Origin of the sequence: Parabacteroides sp. AF19-14 (assembly GCF_003635485.1) — a bacterium.
Lineage (GTDB): Bacteria > Bacteroidota > Bacteroidia > Bacteroidales > Tannerellaceae > Parabacteroides > Parabacteroides distasonis.
Genome location: NZ_QTMJ01000003.1, coordinates 152,659 through 168,984 on the forward strand (window position 1 = coordinate 152,659; position 16,326 = coordinate 168,984).

A 16,326-nucleotide genomic window follows, 5' to 3' on the forward strand; every position below is an offset into this window, starting at 1 on the left:
TTGGGCTAAATAAACGATATCTTTACTTTATAGTTCATTTTAGCAATATCGGAAAAGTGTGTTCGGGATAATTCTTCTACTTTTGCCTTGAAATCCTAAGAATCATGCGAATAAAGACAACGACAAAGACAGAGTATCAACAACGTATCAATGTATTGGTTGAATACATAAATAATCACTTAGGCGAGGATATCGATCTAAATAAGCTGGCGGAGATATCCGGATTCTCTCGTTGGCATTTTCATCGGATCTTCGCAGAGTTCTTAGGGGAACCGGTTGGTACGTTTATCGTTAGGATGCGGGTCGAGACGGCCGCTCGGCTTTTGCGTTATACAGAAATACCTGTCAAGGAGATCGCCTATAAGGTAGGATATGACGTACCTTCTTCTTTGTCTAAGGTTTTTCGCCAGTTTTATGGGATTTCTCCAAATGAATATAGAAACAATAAAGATTATGTAATTATGGAACCGAATAGAATAATGCCCGATATGGAATTGAAGGTCGAGGTAAAAGATTTACCCGGCAAACAAGTAGCCTACATTCGTCTAAACGGAGGGTATAAAGAAATCGATTATCTGGGAACTTGGATGCGCTTGCTCCAATTCGCCAAGAATAAAAACATCCAGCCATTGAGTTTTTCACCGATCTGCTTGTACCATGATGATCCGAAAGTGACCTCACCGGATAAGCTGCGTACCGATATTTGTATGGAAGTCGCTCCTTCGGTTTGCCCTAAAGGGGAGATTGGTACGAAAAAGGTATTGGAAGGGCGTTTTATGGTCGCTCTTTATAAGGGAACTTATCAGCAATTAGGGGCTGTGTATGATACGCTTTACGGCAAATATCTCCCCGAGATGGGTCTTTCCTTACGAGAAGTGCCTAGCGGCGAGATCTACTTGAATGATCCTCGTAATACGAAGCCGGAGGATTTATTGACTCAGATTTATGTGGCGGTAGAATAATAAGAGCTAGAGAGGTTTCTGAAGTGAATAAATGAATTAATCTTGATTGCCGTCTTGTCTAATTAGCGGCAATCAAGATTTTTAATATTTTAGATGCGATTGTATGATGTGATAACTTATATACTTGCTTTTACAAATTCATTATCGATCCAATAAGTCGCTTCTTCGGAAGTGAATTTCAATATACAATAGCTCGGATCTATTACTCCTCCAGGGAAATGGGCGAACATCCAGTCAGACCAAAGGGCTTTCTTGATTTCCATATCGGAAACGATCTCGACCTTACCTGTTAACACGATACTGTCTCCTCCTTTCATAAAGCAAACTCCGGCTTTCGGGTTGAGTTGGAATTGTATCGTCTTATCAGAGAACGTGCCTGTAGAGAACCATATTTGGGAAATACCATCCGCTTTTATTTTTCCCATAGGAACCGGACGGGGATAACCCTCTTCCGTAACAGATGCGAGCATAGCGGTATCACATTCCGTTAATATGGAAATTGCTTTTTCCTCGATTAGCTTGAGGTCTATCATCTGGACGGGTATACATAAATCGATCATACATTTATCTTGTGGATGTTGATCGAGGGGGATGCTTTGATAGATCTCGAATGATTTGCCCGCACAAGGTTTGCATTGGTGTTTGGATGTAAGCGTGTACATCAAGCTCCATGCGGCGGGTATTTCATCCGTTCCTATCTCAAAATGCCCGATCGCATAAAGTCCTCCGGATAATAATCCTTTTGAGATCTCATTTTCTCCCTCTACCTCTTGAGGCACTGTTAAACCGATATCCACACTTAACTCCTTTCCTTCGTGTTGGTAAACTGATATAAGTTTATTTGCTGGACCGTTTATAAGTCCTTTTGGCCTGGCCCATTGCATAAGCTTTCTGATAGAGCTTGGGATCATGCTCATATCTCCTTGATGATGAAGATACACGATGTGTGTAGCTTGTAATTCTTTTAGTTCAAAAGTGTAATTCATAAGATTCTTATTTGTAAAAGTTCAATAGTGCAAACATACGGAATGACTATTCTTTCTGGTTGTAAAAAAACGACTTTTTATGTGATAGATTCTTGCGATTTTATTTTTAATCAAATATAAGTAAGCGGTTCATCCGCAGGATTTGGTAAAGTCAAGAAGTAAGAGGGAACGTCTCCCGCTAAACGCTTGAATTCTTTGATAAAGTGGGAATGGTCATAGTAGCCGCAATCTAAGGCGATGCTGCTTAAGTCCGTGTGTGGGGCGTTCCTCAGTACTTCTATGGCATATTGGAATTTTATGATCCGGCTGAATTCTTTGGGAGTATATCCGGTGGCATCCTTGAACTTACGTTGGAAATGCCGCTGGCAAATGCAAATCTTGTCGATCAAGTTTTGTACGGGTAGCTGTCCGCAGGACTGTTTTATAAATGAGGTGGCGTATATAATTTGTCTGTCTACTTGAATGGATTGGGTGAGAAGGCGTATAAGATAGCCTTCGATAATGCGGATACGGACGGAATCGTCCGGCTGTTCGCAAAGCATCTCGGCAAAGGAATTATCGAATAAAAGGTTAATATCTGAAGACTGGATGCGAAGATCGGCAAACTGTCCCAAAGGCTCATTCGTGAAAGCTGCCAGCCCACAGGGTTGGAAACGAACTCCTAGCATATGTAGGGAATCTGTCGTAGCGGTAAGATTGGAATAAGACCTCATGGGACCGACAAAAAAGGAACGATAAGGCTGCATGATCATTTGATGCTCATCCGCGGGAATTGTCATATTCCCGATGGAAAAGATGAAATCCGTGCAGCCGTCCGCTAAAATCTTAAAGCGTGTTCCTATTTCCGCATAACCTTTAAACACCCAAAACTTATCGATGAAGGGTGCTAAAAGGGCGCATGGGGTAAATTCTCGATACATACGATTTTATTCAAATAGTAGATCCTATGATTTGTTTTATTTCTTTTCCAAAAGATACATATAATCGCCATAACCTTCTTCTTTCATTTTTGCTTTGGGAATAAATCTCAGGGATGCGCTGTTGATGCAGTATCGTAATCCGCCCTTATCTGTCGGACCATCATTAAATACGTGTCCCAGATGTGCGTCTCCTGTTTTACTGCGCACCTCTATCCGTTTCATGTCATGAGAATTATCGGTATTTTCCATAACAAGGTCTTTATCTATCGGTTTTGAGAAGCTAGGCCACCCACAACCGGAGTCGAACTTATCAGTCGATATGAACAAAGGCTCTCCTGTGGTGATATCTACGTAAATACCTTCACGCTTTTCGTTCCAATATTCATTTTTAAATGCTCTTTCCGTGGCATTTTCTTGTGTTACCGCATATTGCTCGGCCGTCAGTTTGGAGCGTAGTGTCGTATCATCCTGTTTCTGGAATTTCTTTTCAGAAAGGGGCTTGCCGGTCGTTTTCTCCTTATTTGCTTTACGTGCGAAATCGAATAGTTCCGGACTTATATGGCAATAACCGTCCGGATGTTTGCCTAAGTAATCTTGATGATATTCTTCTGCCGGATAGAAATTAACTAATGGCTCCACCTCGACAACGATGGGCTTGGAGTACTTTTTAGCCAATGTCTCTATAGCCTCTTTGATGATAGGCAGATCGGCGGCGTTGGTGTAATAAATGCCGGTACGGTATTGCGATCCTCTGTCATTACCTTGCCGATTGAGACTTGTAGGGTCTATGGTCTTGAAGTATAGTTCTAACAATAGTTTTAAATCGGCTTGTTGAGGATCGTAGCTTACTTCTACTGTCTCGGCAAATCCGGTATTGTCGTTACATACCTGTTCGTAGGTTGGATTTTTGATGCTTGTTTTACCGTTGGCATAACCCACTTGGGTACTAGTAACACCATTGATTTGTTTCATGAAATGTTCTGTTCCCCAGAAACATCCTCCGGCGAAATAGATTTTACTTTGTGCATTCATTTTAGTTGTTTTAGATAGTTGATCACTCATTTTTGTTTGTGCGATTACTAAACCGCTTGCCAATAGCAAAACGATAGTCAAAATTACATGTTTCATCTTATATATATATTATTATATAACCAAAATATTAAGAAAATGGTTTCAACTAAAAGTCGTATGCCTTCATGCGGAGGATTATATGCTTGGCTATTATTTGATTTTTGTCCCACCGAATACCTCGCTCATATCCATATGGTCAAGAGCCGTGTCTATCTGATTGATCTCGGCGGGATTTATCTTTATATCCACAGCCCCCGCATTCTCTTTTAGCCGGCAGAGATGACGAGTTCCGGGAATAGGAACGATCCACGGCTTTTTTTGTAGCATCCAAGCTAGGGATATTTGTGCGGGAGTAGCATGATGCTCATCGGCCAGATGGTTTATGAGATCTAGAAGAGGCTTGTTCTTCTCGAAACTTTCTTTTTTGAATTGCGGCATAGTTGCCCGGTAATCATTTTGAGGGTTGAATACGCTTTTGACATCATAGCAAGCGGAAAGTAAACCGTTTGCCAATGGCGAGAAAGCAACGAAGCCAATGCCTAATTCCTCTAGAGAGGGGAAAAGGTTTTCATGCCAACGTGCCATCATGGAATAACGATTTTGTATGGCGGTTATAGGACAGACCTTATGCGCACGGCGAATATAGTCCTCGCCCGCCTCTGATATACCCCAATGTAATACTTTGCCTTCCTTGATCAAGTAGGCCATCGTGTCAGCTACCTCTTCCGGTTCTACTTGGGGATCTATGCGATGCTGATAGTAAAGGTCAAGATGGTCTGTCTTAAGTCTCGCTAAAGAGCCTTCCACGGCTAAACGAATCGACTTCGGTTTAGAATTCGGGATAAGGGGATAAGGGCCACATTCGCTAGACTTATCAAAAGTGAGTCCAAACTTAGTAGCGATCACGATTTTATCACGAAATGGCTTTAAGGCATCGCCTAAAAGCTCCTCATTGTCATGAGGATTCGTGTTTGTACCATATACTTCGGCCGTATCGAAGAAGGTATATCCCATATCAACGGCGAGGGCAAATAATTCCGTCATCTCTTTTCTGTCGGCAGGTGCGCCATAAGCATGGCTCATACCCATGCAACCCAATCCTATAGTTGAGACCCTAAGTCCGCTTAATCCCAAAACTCTGTATTCCATATTTATTTATATTTTATCTGAGCGCAAAGTTGGGAAGAAGTATCTCCACCGGTGTAACAACAATTGCGGATATAAATACAATTATTTCGGTTTTCTGTAAAAATGGTGATACAATCCGTAATCTGTATTCATTCTGTATGATTGGGTAAATGTATCTTAGCGGTCAAAAAATAATAGAATATGAAGAGTAAAATTATTGTAGCTTTATTAATTATGAACATGGTAATAAGTGCTTCCGCACAAAATCAGAATCAGTATGGATTGGTATATCGCGATGCGGTAAGTGAAAATGTGGTTGGAAAAGTAAATATACATCCTGTCTCGTATGAGGTTGGAGGTATAGGGGTAGTGGCGAATATCTATACTCCTGCGAATTATGATTCCTCAAAAGAGTATGTAGCTATTGTTGTTGCTCATCCTAATGGGGGCGTGAAAGAACAAGTTGCGGGTCTCTATGCGCAACGGCTGGCAGAGCTTGGATATATAACTATCGCTGCCGATGCGCGTTATCAAGGAGCAAGTGGTGGTGAGCCTCGGAATACAGATCGTCCGGCCAACCGGATAGAAGATATTCATGGTATGGTGGATTTCATATCTCAATATCCGGGTGTAGATGCCAGTCGTATAGGTGCGCTTGGTATTTGTGGCGGTGGAGGTTACACGCTTGGGGCTGCACAGGGTGATAAACGTATAAAGGCGGTCGCTACACTCAGCATGTTTAATTCGGGGCGTGTACGTCGTAATGGTTTTCAGGGTTCCCAGATAAATACCATACAACAACGTTTAACCCAAGCGGCCGAGGCTAGAAATGAAGAGGCCAAAGGCAAAGTTCTATACACGGGTGAGATGAATATCTCCGATGAGGAGGCGGCGAAACTCCCGTTTGCCCTATATCGTGATGGTTATGAGTATTACTTTAAAACCCATGCTCATCCGAATTCGACATTTCGCTATACCATGAGCAGTTTATTGGATCTTATGACTTGGGATGCTACGGATCATATCGACTTGATCGACCAGCCTTTGCTATTGATCGCCGGAAGTGATGCCGATACAAAATATATGTCTGACGAAGCTTTTGAAAAGGCTACCGGAACAAAAGATAAAGAGATGTATCTTATTCCAGGAGCGGAGCATATCAAAACTTATTTTGTCCCGGAATATGTGAATCTAGCGGTAAATAAAATGAAAGATTTCTTCGGGATGAAATTGTAATTTGATTAAATTTGTACGATCTAAAATGGGGGTATCATGAAATATGACAAAGATAGTGTTATTATCTCTGATAGTCTGAATGGACTTGGGACAGATATTTATAAAGAGTACCTGTCTCATGCCTTGTGTTTGGGTGGAGCATGTAAATTCGAGTTCAATGGAAATCCATTCGAGTTACATGAAGGAGATTGTATGATTGTGCGTAAAGGAAAACTGGTTGAGAAGATCACCCCCTCCGCGGATTTTAAGGTTAAAGTCATTTATGTCACTCCCCAATTCATTGAGCTTTGTACTCCCCAGAATAATTATGGAATGAAAGGCCAGTTATCTTTGTTCCTGAATCCTGTGATGCGTCTGGATCGCGAGCAACAGGATATCTGTAAGAAAGATTTCGAGAATATAGAGTATAGGTTTAACAATGAAAACCATAATTTTTATCGTGACATAATGATTAATGTGATCCAGACAATGATTCTGGATTTCTTCGATTTTCACTCACATATTTATGGGGAGGAGAAGATCTCGGCCCAATATGCCTCCATTATGAGTAAGTTCCTGCAAATGCTGGAAGATGGGGTTTATCGCCAACATAGGGATGTTACTTACTATGCCTCGGAATTATGCGTGACGCCGAAGTATTTATCGGAAGTGACGAAAAAGGTGAGTGGCTATGCAGCAAATTATTGGATTAACCGTTATACGATATTGGATATATCACGGCTTTTGCGTGATAAGTCATTATCTTTCGTTTATATTTCCGATTTGTTTGGTTTCTCTTCTCCCTCTTATTTCAGCCGTTATGTGCAGCATAATTTAGGTATAAAGTCCTCAGATTATAGGGAGTGACCTTGTAAGCTAGCTTCACTCCTTTCCTTTTCGGTAAAATTTGTAGTTGACACCGACTTTTTTGTATTGTCTCAAAACTCCTTTGGTCGTAACTTCGCAACGAGGAATAGGTATAAATAGATGATGGAAAACTATTTATATATAATGTATAATCAAATTAATAAAGCCATGCAAAAAATTATGAGATCATTATTTATCGCGACATTGTTGTTGGTATCGATGGGAATGGGTGCCTATGCGCAGGAAACAAAAAAGACATTTACTCCGGAGCAGCAGGAGATGATAGATTTGTCTAATGCGAAATGGAAATGGATGTCAGAAAAAGATGTGGATAAGCTCGACGCCCTCTTCCACGAGAACTCTATGTTTGTACATATGGGTGGTTCGTGGGGTAAGCAGCCGGAGCTTGATGTGATCCGTACGGGAAACATACATTACAAGCATGCGGAGATACATGATGTAGATGTTAAATTCGCCGGTTGCGCCGGAATCGTATATAGCCGTATTCATCTTAATTCGGTAGTTGGTGGTAGGGAGGTCAGGTTCCCTTTCATCGTGACTGAGACGTACGTGAAGGAAGACGGACAATGGAAACTTGCTACCTTAGCATTTACTCGTACGGTAGGAGAATAATGATAAATACATATGAATATGAGACAGAACTTTCTAATCCGGCTTTTCTGCCTATGTTTGTTCCCGGTTTTCACCATGGCGCAAAATATGGATAATTTCAGACAACCGTACCCCTTGGGTACTAAGTTGCCGGAAGCGTCCGCGAAGAACTTCATTGGTCAGGCGTATATCGCTCCGATTACGGTTAATAGGGAGCTGAATGTCCCAATGTCTAATGTCACTTTTGAGCCTCGTTGCCGGAATAACTGGCATTATCATAAAGGGGGGCAGATACTTGTCGCGTCAGCAGGCATAGGCTACTATCAGGAAAAGGGGAAACCGGCCAGAAGATTGTATCCGGGGGATATCGTGGAAATTGCGCCTGACGTGATTCACTGGCATGGGGCGGCTCCGGATAGCTGGTTTGCTCACGTTGCCGTAAGTTGCAATCCTCAAACGAATGAGGCGGTGTGGCTCAGTCCGGTGGGAGAGAAGGAATATCAAGAAGCGACAAGCCAAGCGGAGAATGTGTATGCCGAAGCAAACCGGGTATTGGAAGCCAGGGAACAAGCCATTGTCTCTATCGCGGCGTACACGGGCAAGGGAGACTTGGCGCATCTGAGACAGGCGCTTGTGAAAGGACTTGAATCCGGTATGACCGTTAATGAAGTAAACGAAGTACTAATACATGCCTATGCTTATTGTGGATTTCCTCGCAGCTTAAGAGCCATACAGACATTTATGCAAGTCATTGAAGAGAGAAAAAGCATGGGAATTAAAGATGTAGAGGGTCGTGAAGCCTCTGCTATCGAGGCCGGTGGGAGTCGATATGAGCGGGGACGGGATATTCTGGCGGAAATATCGGGTACGTCTGCTTCTGTCCCTAAAGCCGGATATGCGGTATTTGCCCCGACGATCGAACGTTTCCTCAAGGAACATCTGTTCGCGGACCTTTTTGAGCGCGACTTATTGACATATAGGGAGCGTGAATTGGCGACCGTGTCTGTATTGGCAGGCGTTGGCGGTGTTGAACCTATGGCTTACGGCCATATGTCAATTTGCTTGCATCTGGGTATTACGCCAGAGCAACTTACGTCTTTGCTAAATATCGTAGAGATAAACCTAGGTAAAAAGAGTTCAGATCCATTACGTGATGTGCTCGGACAATTAACGGATAAAAAATGAATCAGAAGAATATGAAGAAGATTTTATTATTAGCATTATTAATACCCGTGTTTGGAATGGCAGATGCCCAGGATTTAGTGATCGCTAAACAAGGGCATTTCTCAGTAGGAGGACAAACCATACAGCGTCCGGGTACGTATGACAACAGTAAGTTTGTCGGTTGGGCTACCCAAGTCGAGACCGGGCAGAGCTATCGTGCGGATCATGCTTTCGTGGATTTCCAAGTTCCGGCCCATGCGAAAAAATTGCCTTTGGTTTATGTTCATGGTTATGGTGGCTCTGGGGTATGTTGGCAAATGACACCCGATGGGCGGGATGGTTTCGCTACTCTCATGTTACGCCGGGGATATAGCAGTTACGTGATGGATCTTCCCGGTCGTGGCCGTGCCGGAAGGACATCTGCTACGACTACGGTCAAGCCGCTGGCCGATGAGATGTTCTGGTTTGACATCTGGCGTATCGGGATTTGGCCGGAATATAACAAAGGTGTGCAGTTTCCGTCTGATTCAGCCTATCTATCGCAGTTTTTCCGGGAGATGACGCCCGATATCAGTGATCACAAACAAGATGTACCGGCAATCAATGCCTTGACGGAAAAAATAGGGGACAATATCCTTGTAACACATTCGGCGGGAGGTTTCCCGGGATGGATGGCCGCTATACAAAATCCGAATGTCAAGGCTGTCGTTTCATATGAGCCGGGTGGCTATGTGTTTCCCGAGGGGGAGGTGCCCGATCCGATCGCCGGACTTACCGGTGGGGCGACTGGAGTAGCTATTCCTATGGAACAGTTCTTGCGACTTACCCGGATTCCAATCGTAATGTATTTCGGTGATTATATTCCGGAGACTCCATCAGAGAATCTTGGTGGCGAGAATTGGCGTGTACGTCTGCAAATGGGACGTAAATTCGTGGAGGCCATAAATAGGCATGGGGGAAACGCGACCTTAGTTGAGTTGCCCAAGATCGGTATTTATGGTAATACCCATTTCTTGATGCAGGATTTGAATAATGGCCAACTAGCGGATCTGCTGGGCGAATGGTTGGAAAAGAATGATCTTGGCAAATAGCATTGGGAATGGTTCTTTTAAGAACTTGCTGATTTTACATTTTGTTATCGGATTAGATAATCGGTAATATATCCTCCCAAATATGTTTCTTCAAGTCAACGCAGCCATTCTTCTTGAAGGTAATGCCTTCTTTCTCCAATAATCCCCGTTGTTCCGCCCAGTTGGGAGCTAATCTGCCTTGGCTGTTTACCACCCGGTGGCAAGGCAGGTTCAGTTCTTTCGGGACGTTGAACATTGCCTGCCCTACCATACGGGAACATTGTGGCCTTCGGGCGAGCTTGGCTAGCTGCCCGTAGGTAACCACACATCCTTCTGGTATCTCTCTGACGATGTTATAAACTTCCGTATAAAAATCAGCCTTCATTGATTCTGGTTTTTATTTTCGCCCATGCGTGTGTATCGTATAGGGAGGAGTTACGCATTGTCTGATACATCGTCTTGAAACGTGACATCGGGATCGTGAGACTTAATAAGTTGCTTTCCACATATGGTCGGACCGAGGGATCGAAGAAACCAAGGAACGTGCGGTGACCTCCTTGTCTATTTTCGTTGACAGTGAGCGTGATGGTGGAGCTGCAACCGGAACCAAATGGTGTGGAGACGGCATCCGGATTATTGTTGTCGAAAAAGGTCCAAGTAATTAACCCTGACAAGATATCCGGAGTTGCGAGGAACAAAAGCCCCTCTACCTTTTCAAACGAGGTTAATCGATCGATCCTTGCGAAATGGAGGTATGGGAGGGAGGACCTTTGTACGTTCATGCCTTTTATACCCTCGACTACCATTTCCGGAGTTTGCTTATATCTCTCTTTTAAAGAGACAAAATTGGGGACATGCTCTGGCATAGGGGTGAATCCTGTATAAAACTTTCCACCTCCGCAGCCAACGCTATCTCCGTTCATACTGATAATCTCGCCTTGCCTAATAGCGGGAAGGGCCTTGAATAAACAGCCTTGTGTCTGCTTTAATTCTCCAAGTAGAGAATCGGAATACCAGAAAGCGATCGGCAATTCCGCCTTTAGAGAAAATGCTTCGTAATAATTGTTGATGAAAGTTTGAATATCCATATGCGATTGATTTAGGTTGATTTATACTTACCAATCGATTTCCGGGATGCCTTTACCCCGTAAGAAATCATTAGCCTTACTGAAATGCTTACAACCGAAGAAACCATATTCGGCGGAGCGGGGAGATGGATGTACGGTCGTTAGGACCAAATGCTGGCTCGTATCGATAAGGGAAATCTTGGCTTTTGCGTAACTACCCCATAACATGAATACTAGATTTTCCCGTTCGTCGCTTAATTTCTTGATAACGGCGTCCGTGAATGTTTCCCATCCCCTGTTCCGGTGCGAACCTGTTTGGTGGGCACGGACCGTGAGGACGGAATTCATCGGAAATACGCCTTGGCTTACCCAACGATCCAAATTCCCGGAGGAAGGGATCGGTTTCCCAAGATCATCGTAGATCTCTTTGAATATATTCATCAAGGAGCTGGGAATCGCCACGCCATCGGGTACCGAGAAGCAGACCCCGTAGTATTGCCCCGGATTTGGATAGGGGTCTTGTCCCAAGATAACGACTTTTACCTTCTCAAACGGGCATGCGTTAAATATATGGAATATCTGGGACCCGGGAGGAAGTACGTGCGCTTGCTTATATTCGTTTTTGACAAATGTCACCAATTGCTCGAAATAAGGCTTGTCAAATTCTTCTTGCAGACGTTTTCTCCAACTTTCATCTATTCTAACATTCATGGTGTTTTTCTTATTCTTCCACCAAAGGTACGGAGAAAAGCTTAAAATTCGAGGATTTTGTGTAAGTTTGCCTTCCGATTTGAATTTAAATAAGAAAACATGATAAGTTACCTTCAGATAGATAAGCTGACCAAGAGCTTCGGTGATTTGGTTCTTTTCGAGGATATAACGTTCGGAGTCGCACAAGGACAGAAGATCGGGTTGATCGCTAAAAACGGGACGGGTAAGACTACCTTGTTGAATATTATCGGTGGTAAGGAGGATTACGACTCGGGTGAGGTGGTTTTCCGGAAAGACCTGCGGGTCGGGTATTTGGAGCAATCACCTTCTTATCCGGAAGAACTGACCGTGCTACAGGCTTGCTTCCACTCGAAGAACGAGACTGTCCGGTTGATCGCTGAGTACGAGGAGGCGATGGCGAAAGAGGATCATTCGAATCTGGAGGACATCCTTACCCGTATGGATAGCTTCAAGGCGTGGGATTATGAGCAAAAGGCGAAACAAATCCTCGGGCAGTTGAAGATTCATAACTTCAATCAGAAGATCGGGGAATTGTCCGGAGGACAGTTGAAACGGGTAGCCTTGGCGAATGTCTTGATCACGGACCCTGAATTGATTATCTTGGATGAGCCGACGAACCATTTGGATCTGGAGATGACCGAATGGCTGGAAGATTATCTGAGCCGGGCCAATATCAGTATCTTGATGGTGACGCACGACCGTTACTTCTTGGATCGTGTTTGTAGTGAGATCATCGAGATCGATAATAAGCAAATCTATTCGTATAAAGGTAATTATAGTTATTATCTGGAGAAACGCCAAGAGCGTGTCGAGGCGATGAACGCCGACGTGGAGCGCGCGAAGAATCTTCTCCGTACGGAACTGGATTGGATGCGCCGCCAGCCGCAGGCACGGGGCACGAAAGCGAAGTACCGTATCGATGCCTTTTATGAGCTGGAAAAGAAAGCGAAGCAACAACGGGATACCGGAAAGGTGAACTTGGACGTGAAGGCTTCTTACATTGGTTCGAAGATTTTCGAGGCGGTGAATGTAAGCAAACGTTTCGGTGATTTGAAGATTACGGAGGATTTCAACTATATTTTTGCCCGTTACGAGAAGATGGGTATTGTCGGGAATAACGGTACGGGCAAATCTACCTTTATCAAGATGCTGATGGGGGAGGTGGCTCCCGATAGCGGCCATTTCGATGTCGGCGAGACCGTTCGTTTCGGTTATTACAGTCAAGATGGCTTGAAGTTCGATGAGCAAATGAAAGTGATCGACGTGGTGCAGGCGATCGCCGAATACGTGGATTTGGGTAACGGACAGAAGATGGGTGTCTCCCAGTTCCTGAACTATTTCCTGTTCACGCCGGAGAAACAGCATAGTTACGTTTATAAATTGAGCGGTGGGGAGAAACGTCGCCTGTATTTATGTACGGTATTGATGCGTAGCCCGAACTTCTTGGTGCTCGATGAGCCGACCAATGATCTGGATATCGTGACCTTGAACGTATTGGAGGAATACCTTCGTAACTTCAAGGGGTGCGCTATCGTCGTTTCCCACGACCGTTACTTTATGGATAAGGTGGTAGATCACCTGCTGGTTTTCCGGGGTAACGCCGATATCAAGGATTTTCCCGGCAACTATACGCAGTATCGGGATTGGAAAGACGTGCAAGACCAACTGGAAAAAGAGGCGGAGGCTGCTTTGCAAGCGAGACAAAACCCGGCTCCGGAGAAACCGTCTCGTCCTGTCAATGAGCAAAAGAAAAAACTCACTTTCAAGGAGCGGAAAGAGTTCGAGGCCCTAGAGGAGGAGATACCGGCTTTAGAGGCGGAGAAGGCGGAGTTGGAGACCGCTATGAGCAGTGGTACTTTGTCTACGGACGAGCTTATGGCTAAATCTCAACGGATCACCCAAGTCATGGAAGAGATCGACGAGAAAACGATGCGCTGGCTGGAGTTGAGCGAGCTGGCATAAGTAATAAAGAGGAATGAGCGAGACTAAACCTGTACTTTGGAACCGGAATTTCGTCCAATGTTGTATCTCTTACTTCTTGATGAATTTCGCCTTTTATATGTTGATGCCTACTATGCCGGTCTATCTGGTAGAGGAATTGGGCATCAGCACGTCTGAGGTGGGGATGGTCTTGTCTAGCTATACGATCGGCTTGCTGTGCGTGCGCCCGTTCTCGGGATATCTGGTAGATTGTTTCTCCCGCAAACCGTTATATGTATTCGCCTTCACGATATTCGCCTGTCTGTTCGCCGGTTATTGGTTTGCGATGACGGTCTATACGATCATGGCGGTTCGTTTCATCCAAGGCGGGTTCATGGGACTGACCTCTGTTTCCGGCAATACGATTACGATAGACGTAATCCCTTCCAAGCGAAGGGGAGAAGGCATGGGCTTTTACGGATTGACGATCAATCTCGCCATGTCTTTGGCTCCTTTGGTGGCGGTCGGGCTGTACGATCGGCATGGTTTCTTCTGGATCATAGGGGTCGCTTTGGTGATCGCATTGGTCGGGATCGGCTCCGTCGGGCTGATCCGTTATCCGAAACGGGAGAAAGTGCCTCGTCCGGCCTTCTCGTTGGATCGTTTTATCTTGGTAAAAGCGCTTCCTGCGGCCTTGGCCTATTTGCTGGTCGCTATACCTTATGGGATGTTGCTCTCGTTCGTGGTATTATATGGTAAAGAGATCGAGGTGCCGGACCCCGGCTACTTCTTTATATTTATGGCGATCGGTGTAGGGACGGCCCGTTTGATTTCCGGACGGTTGGTGGACCATGGCAAGATCCATGTCGTGTCCATCGTATCCTTGGTCTCTTTGGCGATCTCGTTTTCCGTGTTCGCTACCGTACATACATCGTTTGTCTTTTTCGCTTGCGCCTTGGCGATCGGTATCGGTTTTGGCGTGAGCGTACCGGCTTTTCAATGTCTTTTCGTGAATGTCGCTCCGCACCATATGCGCGGTACGGCCACTTCTACCTACTTGACCTCTTTCGATTTCGGGATGGGGATCGGGATGTTATCCGCCGGCTTTATCGCTACCCGTGCCAATCTGGCTACCGCCTACGGAGTCGGGGCGGTTTGTTGCCTTCTTTCCTTATTCGTCTATATCCGCTTGGTAAAAGCCTCGTACGAGAGGAATAAGCTGATTTCTTGATCCGCTTGATTCCCGGTTTCGTCTAAACCTACGGCGTACTTCGTCGATTCTTCCTTTTCTAGCGGGAAACCTCACCCTATATTTGTATCAAAGATCACAGAGAAATAGTTTTTTAAGGTTTAACAAATGAAAGGAATAGGTAGTATGAAACGTTTAGTAATGGCTATGTCAGCCTTGTTGGTAAGTGTGACAATGAGTTTCGCGCAGGGATCGAGCTTACATAAAGAACCGTTTGTAGTCAATGTGGGCCAATTGGTAAGCTATCTGGAATTACGTCCCAGCCAGATTAATGAGGTAGCGATGATCAACGATTATTTTAGGGAAAAGCAAAGCGAGGGCTTGAGGGGAAGTCATAAAATGCGGGATAAACGGATGCGGCAAGCCGTATTTGGCAACTTAAAGTTGATGAAAAAGGCGTTAAGCACCGATCAATATCGGAAATACGTGGCTTTGATCAACGTAACGAACAATAATAACCGGATGACGAGCGAGCTTTCCTTCCCCGATGTTTATCTAGCCGATAAATAAGTAAAGGATAGATGTAAAGTATCAAGCTATTGCATAAAAAGTATCTTGTGACTGTATCTATTCTATAAACCACGTCGTGGTCTGTATAGATCATGTCGTGGTTTTTATAGATCACGCTGTGGTTTGTATAATCCACGACGGAGATTATAGAATAGATATGGTATCGTATAAGAATACAGCTAGGCTTGTATAAGAATATATCTAGGCTTTTGCTTGTTTATAAACGGTGTCTATGATGAAATAGATAGTGTTTATCGTAATATGTATTACAAAATGATTGCTATATGCCTTGATATATATCAATAACGTCAATTGTTTGCAAAAATTAACCGTATTGAAGAACAATGTTATAAAACATACTGTTATATTTGCAGTAACAAAAAGAGAAAGATAGAAGATGCGGAAACGCCGCATTTATTAGTTAAGGTCTTAGTTTAGGTTTAAATTTTAGGTATTATGAGACGTTTAGGTATGATGGTAGTCGCTTTAATGATGGTAGCGACAATGAGCTTCGCTCAAAAGGTTAGTGATTCAAAGAGTATGAGTTTCGATAAGCTAAGCAGATATTTGCAGCTTGACGCAAACCAGATCGCTGAGGTGTCAGAGATTAATACTTACTTCGAGAATCAATTAGGTCAACCCCTGTCTGCGGAAGCGCTTTGCAATAACGCAAGACCGGAAGAAACTCGCAACGCATTGTTGTGTAATTTGAAACTGATGAAACGTGCATTGACTAAAGATCAATATCGTAAATATGTAGCGTTGATTAATGTGACTCGCGCTAATCAGGAAGATAAGGTTTCTAATCCGCTTTTGGACAGCTATTTGGCTGAGAAGTAATTAAGCCAATGTG

Annotated in this window: 17 protein-coding genes and 1 pseudogene; 10 read left to right on the top strand and 8 right to left on the bottom strand. The window is 44.0% G+C overall.

Features of this window, described 5'->3' with window-relative positions; translation table 11 throughout:
- Positions 1-104: 104 nt before the first annotated feature.
- Positions 105-962, top strand: coding sequence for a GyrI-like domain-containing protein (locus tag DWX33_RS03930; protein WP_057326944.1), 858 nt, complete (start codon positions 105-107; stop codon positions 960-962).
- Between the two features lie 116 nt (positions 963-1,078).
- Here DWX33_RS03930 and DWX33_RS22750 read toward each other — a convergent pair whose 3' ends face one another.
- The 5 genes and pseudogenes from DWX33_RS22750 to DWX33_RS03950 form a co-directional block, all read right to left on the bottom strand.
- A complete protein-coding gene (locus DWX33_RS22750; RefSeq protein ID WP_227154481.1) occupies positions 1,079-1,495 on the bottom strand; it encodes a pyridoxamine 5'-phosphate oxidase family protein in 417 nt (138 codons plus the stop codon).
- A gap of 15 nt (positions 1,496-1,510) precedes the next feature.
- A pseudogene (locus DWX33_RS22755) lies at positions 1,511-1,948 on the bottom strand (GyrI-like domain-containing protein); the annotation flags it as partial.
- Positions 1,949-2,058: 110 nt separating this feature from the next.
- Positions 2,059-2,868, bottom strand: coding sequence for a helix-turn-helix domain-containing protein (locus tag DWX33_RS03940; RefSeq protein ID WP_036613207.1), 810 nt, complete (start codon positions 2,866-2,868; stop codon positions 2,059-2,061).
- A 36-nt stretch (positions 2,869-2,904) separates the two neighbouring features.
- Entirely contained in the window at positions 2,905-3,996 is a 1,092-nt protein-coding gene (msrB, locus tag DWX33_RS03945; protein WP_048927587.1) for a peptide-methionine (R)-S-oxide reductase MsrB, read from the bottom strand.
- A gap of 93 nt (positions 3,997-4,089) precedes the next feature.
- Positions 4,090-5,088, bottom strand: a complete 999-nt coding sequence (locus DWX33_RS03950; protein WP_048927588.1) for an aldo/keto reductase — start codon at positions 5,086-5,088, stop codon at positions 4,090-4,092.
- A gap of 180 nt (positions 5,089-5,268) precedes the next feature.
- Between DWX33_RS03950 and DWX33_RS03955 the strand changes: the two genes are divergently transcribed.
- The 5 genes from DWX33_RS03955 to DWX33_RS03975 all read left to right on the top strand — a co-directional run bounded on the left by DWX33_RS03955 (position 5,269) and on the right by DWX33_RS03975 (position 10,016).
- Entirely contained in the window at positions 5,269-6,303 is a 1,035-nt protein-coding gene (locus tag DWX33_RS03955; RefSeq protein ID WP_122379882.1) for an alpha/beta hydrolase, read from the top strand.
- Between the two features lie 36 nt (positions 6,304-6,339).
- The gene (locus tag DWX33_RS03960; protein WP_008780080.1) at positions 6,340-7,149 is read left to right on the top strand and encodes an AraC family transcriptional regulator; all 810 of its coding nucleotides are present in this window, start codon (positions 6,340-6,342) and stop codon (positions 7,147-7,149) included.
- A 180-nt stretch (positions 7,150-7,329) separates the two neighbouring features.
- Entirely contained in the window at positions 7,330-7,782 is a 453-nt protein-coding gene (locus tag DWX33_RS03965) for a nuclear transport factor 2 family protein (protein WP_034527285.1), read from the top strand.
- A gap of 12 nt (positions 7,783-7,794) precedes the next feature.
- On the top strand, positions 7,795-8,946 hold the full coding sequence (locus DWX33_RS03970) for a carboxymuconolactone decarboxylase family protein (protein ID WP_122379883.1): 1,152 nt from the start codon (positions 7,795-7,797) through the stop codon (positions 8,944-8,946).
- A gap of 11 nt (positions 8,947-8,957) precedes the next feature.
- A complete protein-coding gene (locus DWX33_RS03975) occupies positions 8,958-10,016 on the top strand; it encodes an alpha/beta fold hydrolase (protein ID WP_005864433.1) in 1,059 nt (352 codons plus the stop codon).
- A gap of 52 nt (positions 10,017-10,068) precedes the next feature.
- Here the strand turns inward: DWX33_RS03975 and DWX33_RS03980 are convergent, their stop codons facing one another.
- The 3 genes from DWX33_RS03980 to ung are packed head-to-tail and all read right to left on the bottom strand — an operon-like array spanning position 10,069 to position 11,773.
- On the bottom strand, positions 10,069-10,380 hold the full coding sequence (locus tag DWX33_RS03980; RefSeq protein WP_005864435.1) for an MGMT family protein: 312 nt from the start codon (positions 10,378-10,380) through the stop codon (positions 10,069-10,071).
- Positions 10,370-11,083 (bottom strand): DUF169 domain-containing protein, encoded by a 714-nt coding sequence (locus DWX33_RS03985; protein ID WP_048927592.1) that lies wholly within the window; start codon positions 11,081-11,083, stop codon positions 10,370-10,372. Before DWX33_RS03985 ends, DWX33_RS03980 begins: the two co-directional genes overlap by 11 nt.
- A gap of 27 nt (positions 11,084-11,110) precedes the next feature.
- Positions 11,111-11,773 (bottom strand): uracil-DNA glycosylase, encoded by a 663-nt coding sequence (gene ung, locus DWX33_RS03990; protein WP_005864440.1) that lies wholly within the window; start codon positions 11,771-11,773, stop codon positions 11,111-11,113.
- Between the two features lie 99 nt (positions 11,774-11,872).
- Here ung and DWX33_RS03995 point away from each other — a divergent pair, with 99 nt between their 5' ends.
- The 4 genes from DWX33_RS03995 to DWX33_RS04020 all read left to right on the top strand — a co-directional run bounded on the left by DWX33_RS03995 (position 11,873) and on the right by DWX33_RS04020 (position 16,313).
- Positions 11,873-13,756: an ABC-F family ATP-binding cassette domain-containing protein gene (locus tag DWX33_RS03995; protein WP_005864442.1), complete on the top strand. Its 1,884-nt coding sequence runs from the start codon at positions 11,873-11,875 to the stop codon at positions 13,754-13,756.
- A 13-nt stretch (positions 13,757-13,769) separates the two neighbouring features.
- Positions 13,770-14,945 (top strand): MFS transporter, encoded by a 1,176-nt coding sequence (locus DWX33_RS04000; protein ID WP_008780086.1) that lies wholly within the window; start codon positions 13,770-13,772, stop codon positions 14,943-14,945.
- A 144-nt stretch (positions 14,946-15,089) separates the two neighbouring features.
- Entirely contained in the window at positions 15,090-15,473 is a 384-nt protein-coding gene (locus DWX33_RS04005; protein WP_122379939.1) for a hypothetical protein, read from the top strand.
- Between the two features lie 456 nt (positions 15,474-15,929).
- Entirely contained in the window at positions 15,930-16,313 is a 384-nt protein-coding gene (locus tag DWX33_RS04020; RefSeq protein ID WP_005854530.1) for a hypothetical protein, read from the top strand.
- Positions 16,314-16,326: the final 13 nt, after the last annotated feature.